The following is a 15,941-nucleotide window of genomic DNA, read 5'->3' as shown; positions in this document are numbered from 1 at the left end:
AATTAAGTATCGAGACAATTTGACTCGATAGCTTTGCTGGAACTGGTAAAGCAAACTTAAAACAAATTAAATTAATAATGAGGATGCGATTGCTTCGTACCTCGCAATGACAATAAAAATGGCAAAAGATATAAAATTTGATATTGAAGCACGTGACGGATTAAAACGTGGTGTAGATGCATTGGCTAATGCAGTAAAAGTAACTCTAGGACCAAAAGGTCGTAATGTAATTATTGGAAAAGCGTTTGGAGGACCAACTGTTACTAAAGATGGTGTTACCGTTGCAAAAGAAATTGAATTAAAGGATCCATTGGAAAACATGGGTGCTCAAATGGTGAAAGAAGTTGCGTCTAAAACGAATGATTTAGCTGGAGACGGAACTACAACTGCGACTGTTTTGGCACAAGCTATTGTAAAAGAAGGATTGAAAAACGTCGCTGCGGGAGCAAATCCTATGGACTTGAAACGTGGTATCGACAAAGCGGTTGAAGCTATTGTTGCTGACTTAGCAAAACAAGCAAAAGTAGTGGGAAGCGATTCTGAAAAAATCAAACAAATTGCTTCAATTTCAGCTAATAACGACGAAGTAATAGGTGAGTTAATCGCTGCTGCTTTCGCAAAAGTTGGAAAAGAAGGTGTAATTACTGTCGAAGAAGCTAAAGGAACTGATACGTATGTTGATGTTGTGGAAGGTATGCAATTTGACAGAGGATATCTTTCTCCTTATTTTGTTACTAATTCAGAAAAAATGGAAGTAGAATTGGAAAATCCTTACATCCTTTTATATGATAAAAAAGTATCTTCTTTAAAAGAATTATTACCAGTTTTGGAGCCAGTTGCTCAATCTGGAAAACCATTATTAATTATTGCTGAAGATGTCGATGGTGAAGCATTATCTACATTGGTGGTAAATAAATTACGTGGAGCTCTAAAAATCGCTGCTGTAAAAGCGCCTGGTTTTGGAGACAGAAGAAAAGCAATGTTGGAAGATATCGCTATCCTAACTGGAGGAACTGTAATTTCAGAAGAAAGAGGATACACTTTAGAGAATACAACTATCGAAATGTTAGGAACTGCTAAAAAAGTGACTATCGACAAAGACAATACAACGATTGTAAGTGGAGCTGGTGAAGCTGATATGATCAAAAATCGTGTCAACCAAATTAAAGGTCAAATGGAAGCTACGACTTCTGATTATGACAAAGAAAAGCTGCAAGAACGTTTGGCTAAATTAGCTGGCGGAGTTGCTGTACTTTATGTTGGTGCTGCTTCTGAAGTAGAAATGAAAGAGAAAAAAGACAGAGTTGATGATGCACTTCACGCAACTCGCGCTGCTGTTGAAGAAGGAATTGTTGCTGGTGGTGGTGTTGCTTTATTGAGAGCTAAAAATGCACTTAGCGCTATTAAAGCTGATAATGCTGATGAAGCAACCGGAATTCAAATTGTTTCTCGTGCAATAGAGTCTCCATTAAGAACTATTGTTGAAAATGCAGGTCTTGAAGGTTCTGTTGTTGTTGCAAAAGTTGCTGAAGGAACAGGTGATTTTGGATACAACGCAAAAACGGATGAATATGTTGACATGCTTAAAGCAGGAATTATTGATCCTAAAAAAGTAACGCGTGTAGCATTAGAAAACGCAGCTTCGGTTGCTGGAATGATATTAACTACTGAATGTGCTCTGATAGATATCAAAGAAGATAACGGTGGAAACCCAATGGGTGGAGGTATGCCAGGAATGATGTAATCCATCAATCCACAATACAAAAAAACCGTCTCATTTGCATGAGACGGTTTTTTTATGACATATTATTATTTATTCTTTCGTTTTTGATTTTCTACTAAATTTATAGATTACAGGTAAAACAGTAATTCCAACTAAAATTAATACAATTAACTCGATATGTTCTTTTAAATCAATCTGATAATTTTCAAGTAAAAAACCATACAAATAATGTCCCGCAAAAATCAATGTGAAAGACCAAATAAATGAGCTTAAAACATTATAAAACATAAATTTTTGTTTATCCATGGACACAATTCCAGCTACTATAGGAGCAAATGTTCTTAGTATTGGAAGGAACCTTGCAAAGATGATTGCTTTACCTCCATATTTTTCAAAAAAGTCTTTTGATTGAACCAAGTACTTTTTCTTAAACCAAAAACTATCTTCCTTGTTGTATAAATAGTAGCCACTTTTCGAGCCAAACCAATATCCTACAATATTTCCTAATATCCCAGACAAAGCTACAAGTGTTGATAAAAGAACAACATTTATAAAATCATTATCAATAAATAATATGTTCTCTATTAATTCCCGACTGTAAATCCCCGCCAAAAACAACAAACTATCTCCTGGCAAAAAGAAACCCGCAAAAAGACCTGTTTCTGCAAAAATAATAAACAATACTATAAAAATTCCCAGCTTAATCCCATTAACATCAAAATGAATATAAAAAAGTGGGTCAATTAAATTCTTCCAATCAAAATCGTTCATTCTTAGGTTTTTTATGCTAAAATTATTCGTGCGTGAAAGTACGGATAATATATCTGAACCACAATTTATGGTACTATTTTAAAGTTTTATTAACTATTTTAATTAACCGAAGTAACTTAACATTGCGAATGACCAAAAGTTGTTTTTTCCAAATTTTAGCTTTATGGAAAACCTGCTTTTTATTATTAACAACCCTAACTTCATTTAAAAAACATAAAAATCCAACATAAAAAAACCAAAGCTTTCACTTTGGTTTTCTGTAAAATTATTTTCTCTCATATTGACAGCAAGAATGCAAATTTTCATAATCTCCGTGTAACACCTTGAATTCACCTGTATAAGTTTACCAAAACTAAATTTGACAATATCCCTAGAATATTTGATGAATATATACTTTTCATTCCTTTAATACACACTACTTATTTAGTTTTTGATAATAAAATCCCGGAACAAATAACAAGACAAAAATAGGCTGAATCAAAAACCTACGAACGTAAAATAAAAACCAATTACTGTCCTCATTCACGTAGTTGACAATATAGAAAAAAACGACAATTAAAATCATGAAGAAAACGCAATACAAGATAATGGCAAATTTTATCATCAGTACGTCTTTGAATAGCACATATATAATACCCAGTGAAATAGCGGCATTCAATGTATAACGGAACAACAGTCCTAAAAATAATTGGGCTGAATTGAAAGTTGGTAATCTTGACTTGGTGAAATCTTTTTTGAAGAAATCTAAAAAAGGGTCATAAAACAACTGATTTTCAAAACCGCGAACCAGCATTAATAATGCCACCAAAAAAAGGAATTGGACCACTTTAAGTTTATTACTTAATATCTTTTGACGCATATCTTGAAAATTTTCGGACCCAAATTAACCACAAAACAAAAACGACACCGTAAATAAACAACGGAAAAAGGACTCCATGTAAAAAGGACTCTTGTTTTGGAAAATAAAAAATAAGAGCACTTAAAGCAGCAATTCTCAAAACATTCAACCCATAAATAAGGAGGCTTCCGCCAAAAATAAAAAGCACGGTCGCTTTTAATTTTCCCGAAAAAGCAATTACAAATGAAATAAACAAAATAATCACACTAACAGCATTACAACCTTCTACAATTCGCGCAACATATTTCTGGTTATAAAATAACTTTATAAAAGGATGCGCACCACTCTCTTCAATGTAAGATCCTGTATTGAAAAGCTGTAGCACCTGCTGGGTATTTTCACTCACCATTCGTGTAATCGGATCTATTTTATTACCTTCAAAACCATCAAGAAAACGCTGATATAAAAAAGTTAGCACAATGTAACTCAAAAAAAAAGTTGCCAAAAAAAGCAAAAACGGTTTGTAGAGAATAAAATATTTTTTCAAAATTTATTTTTTAACAAATTTATGTAATTTTTGAAACTCGCTTTAAATACTTTTGCATAAATAAAAATTAAAATCATGACATTTCAAGAATTACAACCAAAAGTAACCGAAATCATTTTAAAAACAACGTTGTCAAGAGACGAAAAATTGTTGTCTATTTGTGAGCTTCTACGCGATGCTATAGACTACTATAATTGGGTTGGATTTTATTTTGCAAATCACGAAACTAAAACATTGCATTTAGGACCTTATGTAGGAGCAGAAACAGATCATACAATTATCCCTTTCGGAAAAGGAATTTGCGGACAAGTAGCCGTTTCTAATGAAAATTTTATAGTACCGGACGTTGCAGCACAAGACAATTATCTTGCCTGTAGTTTTACCGTAAAATCAGAAATCGTAGTACCCCTTTTTGTAAATGGCGAAAATATAGGACAAATTGATATTGACAGTCATGTCATAGATCCATTCACTGAAGAGGATGAAAAGTTTTTGGAATTTGTTAATAAGGAAATTGCGAAGTTGTATTAAGATTTAAAATAATTCATATTTCATAATTCATATTTCATAATTATTTTTTACTTTTGCAGCCGTCTTACAATAGCTGTATGGCATACATAAAAATCATTAAACAAATATTGGAATGTATTTAACTAAAGAGATTAAAGAAGAAATCTTCGCTAAACACGGAGAAAAAACAAACACTGGAAAATCAGAAGCTCAAATTGCTTTGTTCACTTTCAGAATTAGCCATTTAACAGAGCACTTGAAAAAAAATCGTCATGATTATAACACAGAGCGCTCATTAGTATTGCTAGTAGGGAAAAGAAGATCTTTGTTGGATTACTTGAAGAAAACAGAAATCAACAGATACCGTGAAATTATCAAAGTATTGAATATCAGAAAATAATCAATATAAAAGAGGTGCGAAAGTGCCTCTTTTTGTTTTTATATACAATAATAAAAAAGTTTGGTTTTTCATTGGGTTTTAGGCATTAACTACGCAAAACAACAACTACAACACAACTAAAACCCATTGTTTAATCTAAAGAGAATTAAAATTATGATTCCACAATTATTTGTAGAAAACATCGATTTAGGAGATGGCAGAAGCATCTCAATCGAGACAGGACGTTTAGCCAAACAAGCTGACGGTGCTGTAGTAGTAAGAATAGGCAAAACTGTTATTTTAGGAACAGTAGTATCTTCAAGAAAAGCAACTCCAGGTATCGACTTTTTACCACTTACGGTAGATTATCGTGAAAAATTTGCTGCAGCAGGACGTTTTCCTGGTGGTTTTTTCAAAAGAGAAGCTCGTCCAAGCGATAACGAAGTTTTAACAATGAGATTAGTTGACCGTGTATTGCGTCCACTTTTCCCAGATGATTATCATGCTGAAGTACAAGTAATGATTCAATTAATGTCTCATGATGACGACGTTATGCCTGACGCATTAGCAGGATTAGCCGCTTCGGCAGCATTAGCATTATCTGACATTCCTTTCGAAACTTTAATTTCTGAAGCTCGTGTAGGTCGTATTGACGGTAAATTTATTATCAATCCAAGTCGTGCACAATTAGAGTTATCTGATATCGACATGATGATTGGTGCTTCAACAGATTCTATCGCAATGGTAGAAGGTGAAATGAAAGAAATTTCAGAAGCAGAAATGGTTGAAGCTATTAAATTTGCTCACGAACACATCAAAGTTCAAATTGCAGCCCAAGAAAGATTGGTAGCAGCATTTGGAAAAAAAGAAGTTCGTACCTACGAAACTGAAAAATCTGACGATGCTATTTACACTAGAGTAAAAGCAGCTGCTTATGATAAAATTTATGATATTGCAAAAATCGGATCTTCTAAACAAGAGCGAACTGCTGCATTTGCAGAAGTAAAAGAAGAAGTAAAAGCTTCCTTTACAGAAGAAGAATTAGCAGAAAACGGAGACTTAGTAGGGAAATATTTCTACAAAGTCAACAAAGAAGCCGTTCGTAATGTAACACTAGATTTAGGAACACGTCTTGACGGAAGAAAAACTACTGAGATCAGACCTATCTGGTGTGAAATAGATTATTTACCATCGGTTCACGGTTCGGCATTGTTTACACGTGGAGAAACTCAAGCTTTGGCAACAGCTACTTTAGGAACATCCAGAGAAGCAAACCAAATTGATTCACCATCTCAACAAGGAGAAGAAAAATTCTATTTGCATTATAATTTCCCCCCATTTTCTACAGGAGAAGCTCGTCCTTTAAGAGGAACTTCCAGAAGAGAAGTTGGTCACGGAAACTTAGCACAACGTGCTTTGAAAAACATGATTCCTTCAGATTGTCCTTATACAATTCGTGTCGTTTCTGAAGTATTAGAATCTAATGGTTCTTCTTCTATGGCAACAGTCTGCGCTGGAACATTATCATTAATGGATGCTGGAATTCAAATGATACGTCCCGTTTCTGGAATTGCTATGGGATTGATTACTGATGGTGATCGTTTCGCAGTATTATCAGACATTCTTGGTGATGAAGATCACTTGGGTGATATGGACTTCAAGGTTACTGGAACCTCAGAAGGTATTACAGCTTGTCAAATGGACATCAAAATTGACGGATTGAAGTACGAGATTATGGAAGCTGCTTTGGCGCAAGCCAGAGATGGTCGTTTGCACATTCTTGGAATTCTAATAGATACTTTAGCAGCTCCAAAAGCAGATGTTAAAACCTATGCCCCAAAAATTATCACAAGAACAATTCCTGGTAACTTTATTGGCGCGTTGATTGGACCTGGTGGAAAAGTAATTCAAGAGCTACAAAAAGCTACAGGAACAACTATCGTAATCAACGAAGTTAACGAACAAGGAGTGATCGAAATTCTTGGAACAGATCCTGCTGGAATTGAAGCGGTATTGGCCAAAATTGAGTCCATTACTTTCAAACCACAAATGAACGAAGCATACGAAGTAAAAGTGATCAAAATGCTTGATTTTGGAGCAGTTGTCGAATACACTGCCGTTCCTGGAAACGAAGTTTTGTTACACGTATCTGAGTTAGCTTGGGAACGCACTGAAAATGTTTCAGACGTGGTAAACATGGGCGATGTCTTTATGGTGAAATACCTAGGACTGGATCCAAAAACCAGAAAAGAAAAAGTGTCCAGAAAAGCACTTTTACCAAGACCTCCACGTGAGGAAAGAAAAGAGTAATCAATCTTAGTTTACTAAAGGTTTATTTATAGAAAATCCCGTTTCATGTATTTGAAACGGGATTTTTGTTTATATTTAAATTATTCTAGAAACTATTGTAACTTTTTTGGGACTTCATACGTATAACTATTTGTACACTTAAAAATTGAGGAGACAAAAAAACATGAGACAACTAAAAATCACCAAGCAGGTAACCAATCGTGAAACTGCTTCATTAGACAAGTATTTACAAGAAATTGGAAAAGTTGACCTTATTACCGCTGACGAAGAGGTAGAATTAGCACAAAAAATTAAAGCCGGTGACCAGAAAGCATTAGAGAAATTGACAAAAGCCAATTTACGTTTCGTAGTCTCGGTAGCAAAACAATATCAAAATCAAGGGTTAACCCTTCCCGATTTGATTAACGAAGGAAATCTAGGATTGATAAAAGCAGCCCAACGTTTTGATGAAACACGTGGTTTCAAATTCATTTCGTATGCCGTATGGTGGATTCGTCAATCTATTTTACAAGCATTAGCTGAACAATCCCGTATCGTTCGTTTGCCGTTGAATAAAATTGGTTCTATCAATAAAATCAACAAAATGTACGCTTTATTAGAACAATCTAACGAACGTCCACCATCTGCTGAGGAAATTGCAAAAGAACTTGACATGACTGTAAATGACGTAAAAGAGAGCATGAAAAACTCTGGTCGTCACTTATCAATGGATGCGCCACTTGTAGAAGGCGAAGATTCTAACCTTTATGACGTTTTACGTTCCGGTGAATCACCAAATCCAGACAGAGAATTAATCCACGAATCCTTGCGTACCGAAATCGAGCGTTCTCTAGAAACATTGACTCCGAGAGAAGCTGATGTAGTTCGTTTGTACTTTGGTCTTGGCGATCAACACCCAATGACATTAGAGGAAATTGGAGAAACTTTCGACTTAACTCGTGAGCGTGTACGTCAAATTAAAGAAAAAGCAATCCGCAGATTAAAACACACTTCAAGAAGTAAAATTCTAAAAACATATTTAGGATAAAACAGTCCAATACCATAAAGTCAAAAGTCATAAAGTTCAGTAACATTATGACTTTTGACTTTCGGATTTCGACTAATAAGTAACGACGGTCTGATTAACTGTTCGTTTTTTGATTGATGATTGAAACTCCGGCTGATTACCGGAGTTTTATTTTTTAATCTGAATTTTTTCACTTCTTACTTTTCACTTTTCACTAATATGGCGTAACCCTCCGTAAAAACTTCGGGTCGGGCTTTCGGCTTTATCTCTCCGTTACACTTCGAGGATACCGCCTCTATCCCTTACGCGATTTACGGATAGCTCGCGAGTAGTCCCTTCCTTAAAAAACTTTCTGAAATTGCTGCAAAAAAAACTACTTTTGCACAAACGACACAAACTGTAAAGCTGCAGTGTAGCTCCACATAATAATTACACAATGAAGAATACACTTATTGCACCATCAGTGCTTGCTGCCGATTTTGGCAATCTACAACGCGACATCGAAATGATCAACAACAGCGAAGCCGATTGGTTTCATATTGATATCATGGATGGCGTTTTTGTTCCAAACATTTCTTATGGAATGCCAGTACTGGAAGCAATTAACCGACATGCAAAAAAAACAATTGACGTCCACTTGATGATTGTAGATCCGGACCGTTACATTAAAACTTTTGCCGAGTTAGGCGCTAATATTCTAAGTGTACACTATGAAGCTTGTACGCACCTGCATCGAACACTACAAGCCATCAAAGCCGAAGGAATGAAAGCTGGAGTTGCTATCAATCCACATACTAATATTGACTTATTGGAAGACATAATAAATGATATCGATTTAGTGTGTATCATGAGTGTGAATCCAGGTTTTGGGGGGCAATCATTTATAGAAAATACCTATGCTAAAATTGAAAAGCTAAAAGCTTTAATTACTAAAAAAGGAGCAACTACAATTATAGAAGTTGACGGTGGCGTGACCAATAAAAACGCAAAACAATTAGTGGAAGCCGGCGCTGATGTTCTGGTAGCTGGAAGCTTTATTTTTAAAGCAGAAAATCCAACGCAAACCATACAAGATTTAAAGAGATTAGCAAACTTCTAGAAAAAAAATGGCGCTTTATGTGCCATTTTTTATTTTAAATTTTCTTCTTTAAAATTAATCATTCTTGAAATGTGCGCATACAGTTCCGGATGGTTTGTTTTAAAAATACGTGGTGTTTCAAAAAAATGTTCCAGAATTACCGATAAAAATTCGAATTGATTTTCATAAGCATACAATCTAAAATACTTTTTTTGAGTCAACTCGTTATTTAAAATTGGATCGTTGTAATATTTTATAACTTCATTAAATTCATCAAAAAAGATAATGGCACTTGAATCATTACTTTTTAAGCCGTGAAAATGCAATACATGAGAGAACTCATGCAAACCCAGATTAACATTATCATTTGATGTTAAATGTCCCAATAAAAAATCGTCCCATGAAAAAACGATTGCTTTCATTTTAGGATTAAATTCTCCTTTGTGACATGCTTTATTCACCGTAGAAAAATAACTTGATGGATAAATTATTATTTTATTGAATACATTAACCAGATAATTTCTCATCCCAAAAGTTAGCATCACAAACGTTCCCGCAATCAACATTTGCATTTGTTCGGTGATAACTGTTTCCTTGGCTATTAACTCATACTTGGCAATAAACTCATTTATTCGATGCTCAAAATACTTTTTCCTTTTATCAGAAAGCCTATTGTAAAAAGGAAAATCATTTACTAAAATTTGGCGTTGGCTAGATTTTAATTTTTTAGAGTAAAGATACCAATGAATATAAAGGGGTTTATTAAACAGTAAAATATAAGCGGGCTCCACTATTCTAAAAATAAAAAGCAGGAGAAATAAGGTTCCAAAAAGTACTGAAATGAAAATTTGTACTGACATACTTTATAACTGCTTTAAAACAAAAAATGCTTCAAAATAATTTCAAGAAAACTTGATTTTTTGAAGCATGTTTGTATGTATTTGTGACCGCGACAGGGTTTCTTCAAATCTCGCTATGTACTGTAAAATAGGCATTGTCTAGTTTTATTGGGTAGTTTATGAGATGTGGGATAATTATTATTTGTTTTTTTAATTTCTTTTTCGTGCCAAAACATTTCTAATACTTGATATTTTCTTCTCGATTAATTCCAGTTCTCTTATAACATCTTCCTCTTTTATACCGTAATCTTCACTTGGTTCTGAAACCATTGTGCTATTTTTTTTTACATCACTAAAAATATACTGTAAGTCAATTTCTGGAAACTTTTTAATCAGGATTATAATGAAATCCGCATTTATCTTATCAGAACCTCTTAAGTATCTGCTAATCATTGCTGGACTGTAGCCTAAAGCTTCCGCTATCTCTTTCTGTTTTAGTCCTTTATTTTTAAAGAATAAATGCAGTTTGTCGTAATACATATATTTAGAATGATTATAAATTATTACCAATTGTAGATTTTTTCAGCAAAAAATCAACTATGAGTATATTTTTTATTTATTTTTGTGTCAGAAATAACAAGTACATGTCAAAAATAAGCAAAAATAAAGAACTAAACGATATGCAGATACATATCGACAAGGCGTATGATATTATTACAGCGCATTTGCCCACTAATTATGTTTTATCTGTAATAGAAAAATTGAAAACCAAGGGGATTACAAACATCTCTTCTTCAACGATTAGAAACGTAAAAAACAAAACAAACCTAAGACATGATGTTCTTCTTGCGCTAGTCGAAGTGGCTCAAGAAAATGAACAAACAATTATCGATCTGAAAAACCGAACCACTTAAAAATAATCCCATGACACACAACCCAAGCAATTTAATAGCTATTGTTTCAAATAATACATTTTATCCCGGAATGGTATGTTCTGCCACCGAGTTCTTCCTTGATGAAAATGAAATAAAGATTATTCAAAACTCGAAAATCCTTCCTTTTTGCGAAATTTCCTTTGCAACACAACAAATTTTGAAAGAAGCCATCAATGATGATGTAGATGCGAAACTAGCCTTACACGATATGCACCCTTCTTCCAGCATCAAACGCTTAGAGCAATTTGCAAAATGTCGTTTTGGCGGATTGGATTTTCAAGGCGATATCAAAGACGGCCAACTGCAAGATGGTGAATACTGGCCATGTCCTAATCATGGAAATTGTCCGCATGAAGGAACACTTTGTAAGCTTCCTGTATTTAACGAACAAAGGCTTACCAAGCAAGATGTTCAATTGCTGCAGCTTACTGCCACCAATAAAACAAATGAAGCCATAGGCGATGCAATGAAGATGCCAATGGGTTCTTTACACAAAGCCAAAAGAATATTATGGATGAATCTGGGGATTCAGACTAAACAAGAGGGAGTTATGATCTCCTTTTTCTTGAACCTTATTCGGTTGTAAGACCGATGTACGTTCTTACCCAGCCTGTGTGTGCACTTACACACGAAACCACGCTGTAGTGGCGCGGTTTTTTTAACGAAACCAATACTTGAATATATATGAATCAAGAATTAGTTGCCTCAAAAATGGATTTGCTTTTTGAACAAATCAATAACCTAGAAAACTCAGGATTTTTTACAGAAAAAGAAATGGACAGATTTGCAAGTCCACTCCGTTCAGAATTAAACCTTCTTCAAACTCAAAAAAAAGCATTGGAAAATGAAATTTTTGGAAAAACCCAAAGGATTTTAGGCGTATCTCCTGCTGATTTATCAGATTTAGTTAAAACATTTAGAGAGTGTTTTAACCATTCGTCCATTCCTAACCCACACGGAATGTCTGACCAAGAATCACACTTTATCAATAAGATATACTTCGTTGGATACATCCTGCACAAATACAAAGACGAGCTATATAATCCTTCGACCATTCCTAACCATTACGGAATTTCTGACCAAGAATATCACGATGCCAAAGCAAAACATAACACCTTTTTTGCTCCATTAAAAACATTGGAAATAAAAGTTATTGACGCTGAAATATTAACCCCAAACCATCAGGAGGCCTAACCTATGAGCTACGTAAAATATTCCGACATTCTTGACGCCACAAACGGTGGTCTTGAAATTATAATTTCTTATTATCAAAACGCTCAAAAAGTAACAACCAAAACCACTAAACAATTTAAGATTAGAGAATCAGAGAATACTGCTTCTGCTGCTTTAAAAGAAGGTAAAAACGGAGTATGGAGAGTTACTGATTATGGTGGGGACAGTATTGGCAGAAATGGGATTGAAGTTTGCATGTTGGAGGAAGACAAATCATTTGAAGAAGCTTGCGCTATTCTTGGTTCACGTTATAATATTAAAGGTGCTGAAAAGCAAGTGTACAAACCAATAATAAAGCAACGTTCTCTTTCTGCAGAAGAAATTCCCGACACTAAACATATTGTTTACAAAGAATTTACAGCTACGGAACTGGCACTTATTGGACCTCGTGTGAATAAACAACATTGTGCGGATTTCAAGTTGCGTTCTTGTGAATCAATTACCTATTTAAAAACCAACCAAGCCACAATCGTTACTGCTACGGATGAATATCCTATTTCAGTTTTTGACTTTGGAACATGGCAAAAAATATACCAACCAAATGCTGAAGATAAAGGGTTCAGATTTAGCTATGCAGGAGCAAAACCTGCCCGTCATGTATTTGGTTTAGATTTAATTGAAAAGGAATTCAAAGCAAATAAAAAGGCACAGGAAGACGCGGAGGGTGATTATTCTGTAACAGATGAATCCGATAATGGGGATGATGAAAGAAAAGTGACCAAAAAGAATGATCCACGATTAGATGCTGTATTTATTGTCAGCGGTGGTTCTGATGGGATTAACCTTCGAAGCTTCGGTAAATTTCCTATTTGGTTCAACTCTGAAACGGACCATTTAGAGTGGGACGAATTTAAACAATTAAAAGTTTGGGCAAAAGAGATTTACTACGTTGCTGACCTAGATAATACTGGTATAAAACAAGCAATTGGAATGGGCTTGAAATTTTTGGATATCAAATTGCTTTGGTTGCCACAAACGCTAAAACAATACAAAGACAAGCGCGGGAATCCTTGCAAAGATGTGAAGGATTATGTAGAGAAAATGTACCGTAAGGATAATGCTAATGCATTTACTACTGGATTAGACAAACTCGTTCACAACGCATTGCCTATGCAGTTCTGGACGGAATACTTTCACAATAAAAAAACGAATTACAACCTTTCCAATACTCGATTATATCACTTTCTATCCTTGATGGGTTTTGGCCGTTACGAAAACAAGAACGTGAAAGATGGGTATATCTACATCAAAAAAGAAGGTAGTATTGTAAAAATCTTGCGTCCGGATCAAATACAGAATTATGTTCATGGATTTTTGCAGGAACGCCAGATGCATCCTGATTTACGTGATTATGTGTATAATTCTCCAAAGGTTGGCGCTAACTCGATGTCTAATTTACCAACGATAAAAATTGATTTCACCGATGCTGACAGGCACACGCAGTATTTATTTTTCACTAAGAAAGTTTGGAAGGTAACCGCTACGGAAATCCTTGAATACAAGCAAGGCGAAGTCGATAAGTTTGTTTGGGAGGAAAAGATTATTGATTTCAACATCAAGAAAGAAGAGCCACATTTCAATATTTCAACTGATGCCGATGGGAATCTTGACATTGATGTTATCAAGAAAGACAATCCGTTTTTCAATTATCTCATAAACACTTCCCGTGTGCATTGGCGTAAGGATTTGGAAGAATCTTTCGAAGGTAAAAAACCATCGTTAGAAGAAGAATATTTCAAAGCCAACCAGTTCAATATTGCGGGTCCTAATTTGAGTGAAGACGAAGTTTACGAGCAAAAATTACACCTGATTAATAAGATGTACTCCATTGGATACATCCTGCACAAATACAAAGACGAGAGCCGCGCGTGGTGTGTTTTTGCCATGGACAATAAGATTTCTGACAATGGCGAAAGTCATGGAGGTAGCGGAAAATCATTAGGATATAGCTACCTAGACAACTTTTTGAGACGTTTCTATATTGAGGGAAGAAATCAAAAAAACGTGGAATCGGAATTTGTATATCACGGTGTTGACGAAGACACAGATTTTATCTTGATCGATGATGCTTCACAATATTTAAAGTTCGAAAATTACTTCTCGGCCATCACAGGATCGTTGAAGGTGAATCCAAAAAACGGAACTCCTTTTGAAATCGCTTTCAGCAAAGCACCCAAGTTTGTGATCTCTTCCAATTTTACCGTAAGAGACCCCGACCCTTCCACGGTACGACGATTATTGTTTACGGTATTCTCTGATTATTACCACTACAATAAGGATGGCGAATACAAGCAAGTGCGCCAGGTATCAGATGATTTTGCAGGGCGAAACTTATTCAAAGATTTCACCGAAGCCGAATGGAATGCCTACTACAACTTTTGCATTCAATGCATCCAGTTTTATTTAGGACACCCAACTAAAGTAGATCCTCCGATGGATAATGTGACCAAAAGAAGTTTACAGGCCGAAATGGGTGATGCATTTATGGGATGGGCCGAAGCGTTTTTTGAAACCATGTCTCCAAACGAAACCACTTTTAGCGAAGAACCCAAATACTTGGATAATTATTTTTCGAAACAGGCTGCATTCGAAAATTACCAAATCGCGAACAAAGGAAGCAAGTGGTTGGTGACCAAATTCAAAAAAGCCATGATCGCTTATTCCAAATTGAACGGATATATATTTAATCCAAAGGAATTACAAAATGATAAAGGGCGCATTATCCAGAAGATAGATGGGAAATCACAGGAAGCCTTTTTTATCAGAACCATTGAAACCCCGGACGCTTTCAAACAAGCGGAGAACGTAACAGAATACCAAACTGAAGAAGAAATTTTTAACTAAGAATAATAAAATAAAAACAAATGGCAAATTTAAAAAATGTTAAAGCATTAGTCAAAATATTAGCTAATGCATTAGAATTATCAGAACAAATCAGAGAAGAATTAGACTCTAAAAAAGATTGGCTTGATGAAAAATCAGACAAGTATAAAGAGAGTGAAAAAGGTGAAGAATGGGAGTATTACTTAACCGAAGTTGAAAACTTGCTAGACAATTTAGATCAAATTGAATTAGAATCTTTTGAAGAATAATAAATCATTTAAATAAAAAAAAACATGTCAAAATTTATAAAGCATACAGACAGAAAAGGCACTGATATTATTGAAGGCGAAGTAAAGCCCGGGAATGTATTTTCCATTAAGCGCTTTATATGTAAAGTACAGGAACAGGAAACTGAAAAAGAAACGCAAGAAATAGCTGATATGCTAGTAAAAGTTTTATCTAATTTAAAAAAATAACTAATAAATAATTAAACATGAATCAAGTTTTAGGAAAAGTAGTAAGAGTATTAGAAGTAAAATTGTCAGGAGCCAATGATTTCAAAACACAGAAAGTTCATGTAGTTACTGACGAGCAATATCCACAAACGGTGGAGATTGAATTCAAACAAGGAAATTGTGCGTTACTGGATGGATTAGCACCAGAACAAAAATTAAAAATAGATGTCAACCTGAAGGGTCGGGAATGGAAAAATCCAGAAGGTGTTGTTTCTGTTTTCTATACGATTGAAGGTTGGAAAATCGAAAAACTAGCGTAGATGTACAGCGATCAAGAACTGGAACTGATATTCAATAACTGCTTCAATTTTGAAGAAATCATTAGAGCATTGACCGCATTGCTTTTTTTAAAGGGCGATGGAGATATTACAATCCTTCAAGAGAATTTTATCCGCGAGAAATCACAGCAACGAGTTCGGGAAATTTAAAAATAT

At 34.8% G+C, this 15,941-nt stretch carries 19 protein-coding genes; 14 read left to right on the top strand and 5 right to left on the bottom strand.

Features of this window, described 5'->3' with window-relative positions; translation table 11 throughout:
* The first annotated feature begins 118 nt into the window (after positions 1-118).
* Positions 119-1,744, top strand: coding sequence for a chaperonin GroEL (gene groL, locus ACNQGJ_RS04755; protein ID WP_417969565.1), 1,626 nt, complete (start codon positions 119-121; stop codon positions 1,742-1,744).
* Between the two features lie 69 nt (positions 1,745-1,813).
* On the opposite strand, the gene ACNQGJ_RS04750 is transcribed toward groL, so the two are convergent.
* The 3 genes from ACNQGJ_RS04750 to xrtF all read right to left on the bottom strand — a co-directional run bounded on the left by ACNQGJ_RS04750 (position 1,814) and on the right by xrtF (position 3,879).
* Positions 1,814-2,494, bottom strand: a complete 681-nt coding sequence (locus tag ACNQGJ_RS04750) for a DedA family protein (RefSeq protein WP_417969567.1) — start codon at positions 2,492-2,494, stop codon at positions 1,814-1,816.
* A 415-nt stretch (positions 2,495-2,909) separates the two neighbouring features.
* A complete protein-coding gene (locus ACNQGJ_RS04745; RefSeq protein WP_417969569.1) occupies positions 2,910-3,353 on the bottom strand; it encodes an exosortase F system-associated membrane protein in 444 nt (147 codons plus the stop codon).
* Positions 3,331-3,879, bottom strand: a complete 549-nt coding sequence (gene xrtF, locus ACNQGJ_RS04740) for an exosortase family protein XrtF (protein WP_417969571.1) — start codon at positions 3,877-3,879, stop codon at positions 3,331-3,333. Before xrtF ends, ACNQGJ_RS04745 begins: the two co-directional genes overlap by 23 nt.
* A gap of 75 nt (positions 3,880-3,954) precedes the next feature.
* Here xrtF and ACNQGJ_RS04735 point away from each other — a divergent pair, with 75 nt between their 5' ends.
* The 5 genes from ACNQGJ_RS04735 to rpe all read left to right on the top strand — a co-directional run bounded on the left by ACNQGJ_RS04735 (position 3,955) and on the right by rpe (position 9,183).
* Positions 3,955-4,410, top strand: coding sequence for a GAF domain-containing protein (locus ACNQGJ_RS04735; protein ID WP_417969573.1), 456 nt, complete (start codon positions 3,955-3,957; stop codon positions 4,408-4,410).
* Between the two features lie 112 nt (positions 4,411-4,522).
* Positions 4,523-4,789 carry a 30S ribosomal protein S15 gene (gene rpsO / locus ACNQGJ_RS04730; RefSeq protein ID WP_066079886.1) on the top strand — a complete coding sequence of 89 codons (267 nt, stop codon included), beginning with the start codon at positions 4,523-4,525 and terminating at the stop codon, positions 4,787-4,789.
* 153 nt (positions 4,790-4,942) lie between these two features.
* Entirely contained in the window at positions 4,943-7,078 is a 2,136-nt protein-coding gene (locus ACNQGJ_RS04725) for a polyribonucleotide nucleotidyltransferase (protein WP_417969575.1), read from the top strand.
* 163 nt (positions 7,079-7,241) lie between these two features.
* Positions 7,242-8,105, top strand: a complete 864-nt coding sequence (locus ACNQGJ_RS04720) for a sigma-70 family RNA polymerase sigma factor (RefSeq protein ID WP_007137700.1) — start codon at positions 7,242-7,244, stop codon at positions 8,103-8,105.
* 415 nt (positions 8,106-8,520) lie between these two features.
* Complete coding sequence (gene rpe / locus ACNQGJ_RS04715; RefSeq protein WP_417969577.1) at positions 8,521-9,183, top strand: ribulose-phosphate 3-epimerase; 663 nt, start codon at positions 8,521-8,523, stop codon at positions 9,181-9,183.
* Positions 9,184-9,212: 29 nt separating this feature from the next.
* On the opposite strand, the gene ACNQGJ_RS04710 is transcribed toward rpe, so the two are convergent.
* Together ACNQGJ_RS04710 and ACNQGJ_RS04705 are read right to left on the bottom strand one after the other, a co-directional pair.
* Entirely contained in the window at positions 9,213-10,022 is an 810-nt protein-coding gene (locus ACNQGJ_RS04710) for a zinc-dependent peptidase (RefSeq protein ID WP_417969578.1), read from the bottom strand.
* Between the two features lie 189 nt (positions 10,023-10,211).
* On the bottom strand, positions 10,212-10,541 hold the full coding sequence (locus ACNQGJ_RS04705; RefSeq protein WP_417969580.1) for a helix-turn-helix domain-containing protein: 330 nt from the start codon (positions 10,539-10,541) through the stop codon (positions 10,212-10,214).
* Between the two features lie 104 nt (positions 10,542-10,645).
* On the opposite strand from ACNQGJ_RS04705, the gene ACNQGJ_RS04700 reads away from it, so the two are divergent.
* The 8 genes from ACNQGJ_RS04700 (at position 10,646) to ACNQGJ_RS04665 (ending at position 15,935) form a co-directional block, all read left to right on the top strand.
* Positions 10,646-10,915 carry a hypothetical protein gene (locus ACNQGJ_RS04700; RefSeq protein ID WP_417969582.1) on the top strand — a complete coding sequence of 90 codons (270 nt, stop codon included), beginning with the start codon at positions 10,646-10,648 and terminating at the stop codon, positions 10,913-10,915.
* A gap of 10 nt (positions 10,916-10,925) precedes the next feature.
* On the top strand, positions 10,926-11,522 hold the full coding sequence (locus ACNQGJ_RS04695) for a hypothetical protein (RefSeq protein WP_417969584.1): 597 nt from the start codon (positions 10,926-10,928) through the stop codon (positions 11,520-11,522).
* A 98-nt stretch (positions 11,523-11,620) separates the two neighbouring features.
* Entirely contained in the window at positions 11,621-12,130 is a 510-nt protein-coding gene (locus tag ACNQGJ_RS04690) for a hypothetical protein (protein WP_417969586.1), read from the top strand.
* 3 nt (positions 12,131-12,133) lie between these two features.
* Positions 12,134-15,013: a hypothetical protein gene (locus ACNQGJ_RS04685; protein WP_417969588.1), complete on the top strand. Its 2,880-nt coding sequence runs from the start codon at positions 12,134-12,136 to the stop codon at positions 15,011-15,013.
* 20 nt (positions 15,014-15,033) lie between these two features.
* Positions 15,034-15,261: a hypothetical protein gene (locus tag ACNQGJ_RS04680; protein ID WP_417969590.1), complete on the top strand. Its 228-nt coding sequence runs from the start codon at positions 15,034-15,036 to the stop codon at positions 15,259-15,261.
* A 24-nt stretch (positions 15,262-15,285) separates the two neighbouring features.
* Positions 15,286-15,468 carry a hypothetical protein gene (locus ACNQGJ_RS04675; protein WP_417969592.1) on the top strand — a complete coding sequence of 61 codons (183 nt, stop codon included), beginning with the start codon at positions 15,286-15,288 and terminating at the stop codon, positions 15,466-15,468.
* 17 nt (positions 15,469-15,485) lie between these two features.
* On the top strand, positions 15,486-15,767 hold the full coding sequence (locus ACNQGJ_RS04670) for a DUF3127 domain-containing protein (RefSeq protein ID WP_417969594.1): 282 nt from the start codon (positions 15,486-15,488) through the stop codon (positions 15,765-15,767).
* Positions 15,768-15,935 (top strand): hypothetical protein, encoded by a 168-nt coding sequence (locus ACNQGJ_RS04665; protein WP_417969596.1) that lies wholly within the window; start codon positions 15,768-15,770, stop codon positions 15,933-15,935. It abuts the gene before it with no gap.
* Positions 15,936-15,941 lie beyond the last annotated feature (6 nt).

It is taken from the genome of Flavobacterium cryophilum, from assembly GCF_048286555.1.
Lineage (GTDB): Bacteria > Bacteroidota > Bacteroidia > Flavobacteriales > Flavobacteriaceae > Flavobacterium.
The sequence above is the reverse complement of the archived record's forward strand: the minus strand, read 5'-3'. Positions and strand labels throughout refer to the sequence as shown.

What these genes read in the sequence shown, in the direction of transcription:
- groL (WP_417969565.1), top strand. Translation starts at nt 119, where the DNA reads ATGGCAAAAGATATAAAATTTGATATTGAAGCACGTGACGGATTAAAA.
- ACNQGJ_RS04750 (WP_417969567.1), bottom strand. Translation starts at nt 2,494, where the DNA reads ATGAACGATTTTGATTGGAAGAATTTAATTGACCCACTTTTTTATATT.
- ACNQGJ_RS04745 (WP_417969569.1), bottom strand. Translation starts at nt 3,353, where the DNA reads ATGCGTCAAAAGATATTAAGTAATAAACTTAAAGTGGTCCAATTCCTT.
- ACNQGJ_RS04735 (WP_417969573.1), top strand. Translation starts at nt 3,955, where the DNA reads ATGACATTTCAAGAATTACAACCAAAAGTAACCGAAATCATTTTAAAA.
- rpsO (WP_066079886.1), top strand. Translation starts at nt 4,523, where the DNA reads ATGTATTTAACTAAAGAGATTAAAGAAGAAATCTTCGCTAAACACGGA.
- ACNQGJ_RS04725 (WP_417969575.1), top strand. Translation starts at nt 4,943, where the DNA reads ATGATTCCACAATTATTTGTAGAAAACATCGATTTAGGAGATGGCAGA.
- ACNQGJ_RS04720 (WP_007137700.1), top strand. Translation starts at nt 7,242, where the DNA reads ATGAGACAACTAAAAATCACCAAGCAGGTAACCAATCGTGAAACTGCT.
- rpe (WP_417969577.1), top strand. Translation starts at nt 8,521, where the DNA reads ATGAAGAATACACTTATTGCACCATCAGTGCTTGCTGCCGATTTTGGC.
- ACNQGJ_RS04710 (WP_417969578.1), bottom strand. Translation starts at nt 10,022, where the DNA reads ATGTCAGTACAAATTTTCATTTCAGTACTTTTTGGAACCTTATTTCTC.
- ACNQGJ_RS04705 (WP_417969580.1), bottom strand. Translation starts at nt 10,541, where the DNA reads ATGTATTACGACAAACTGCATTTATTCTTTAAAAATAAAGGACTAAAA.
- ACNQGJ_RS04700 (WP_417969582.1), top strand. Translation starts at nt 10,646, where the DNA reads ATGTCAAAAATAAGCAAAAATAAAGAACTAAACGATATGCAGATACAT.
- ACNQGJ_RS04695 (WP_417969584.1), top strand. Translation starts at nt 10,926, where the DNA reads ATGACACACAACCCAAGCAATTTAATAGCTATTGTTTCAAATAATACA.
- ACNQGJ_RS04690 (WP_417969586.1), top strand. Translation starts at nt 11,621, where the DNA reads ATGAATCAAGAATTAGTTGCCTCAAAAATGGATTTGCTTTTTGAACAA.
- ACNQGJ_RS04685 (WP_417969588.1), top strand. Translation starts at nt 12,134, where the DNA reads ATGAGCTACGTAAAATATTCCGACATTCTTGACGCCACAAACGGTGGT.
- ACNQGJ_RS04680 (WP_417969590.1), top strand. Translation starts at nt 15,034, where the DNA reads ATGGCAAATTTAAAAAATGTTAAAGCATTAGTCAAAATATTAGCTAAT.
- ACNQGJ_RS04675 (WP_417969592.1), top strand. Translation starts at nt 15,286, where the DNA reads ATGTCAAAATTTATAAAGCATACAGACAGAAAAGGCACTGATATTATT.
- ACNQGJ_RS04670 (WP_417969594.1), top strand. Translation starts at nt 15,486, where the DNA reads ATGAATCAAGTTTTAGGAAAAGTAGTAAGAGTATTAGAAGTAAAATTG.
- ACNQGJ_RS04665 (WP_417969596.1), top strand. Translation starts at nt 15,768, where the DNA reads ATGTACAGCGATCAAGAACTGGAACTGATATTCAATAACTGCTTCAAT.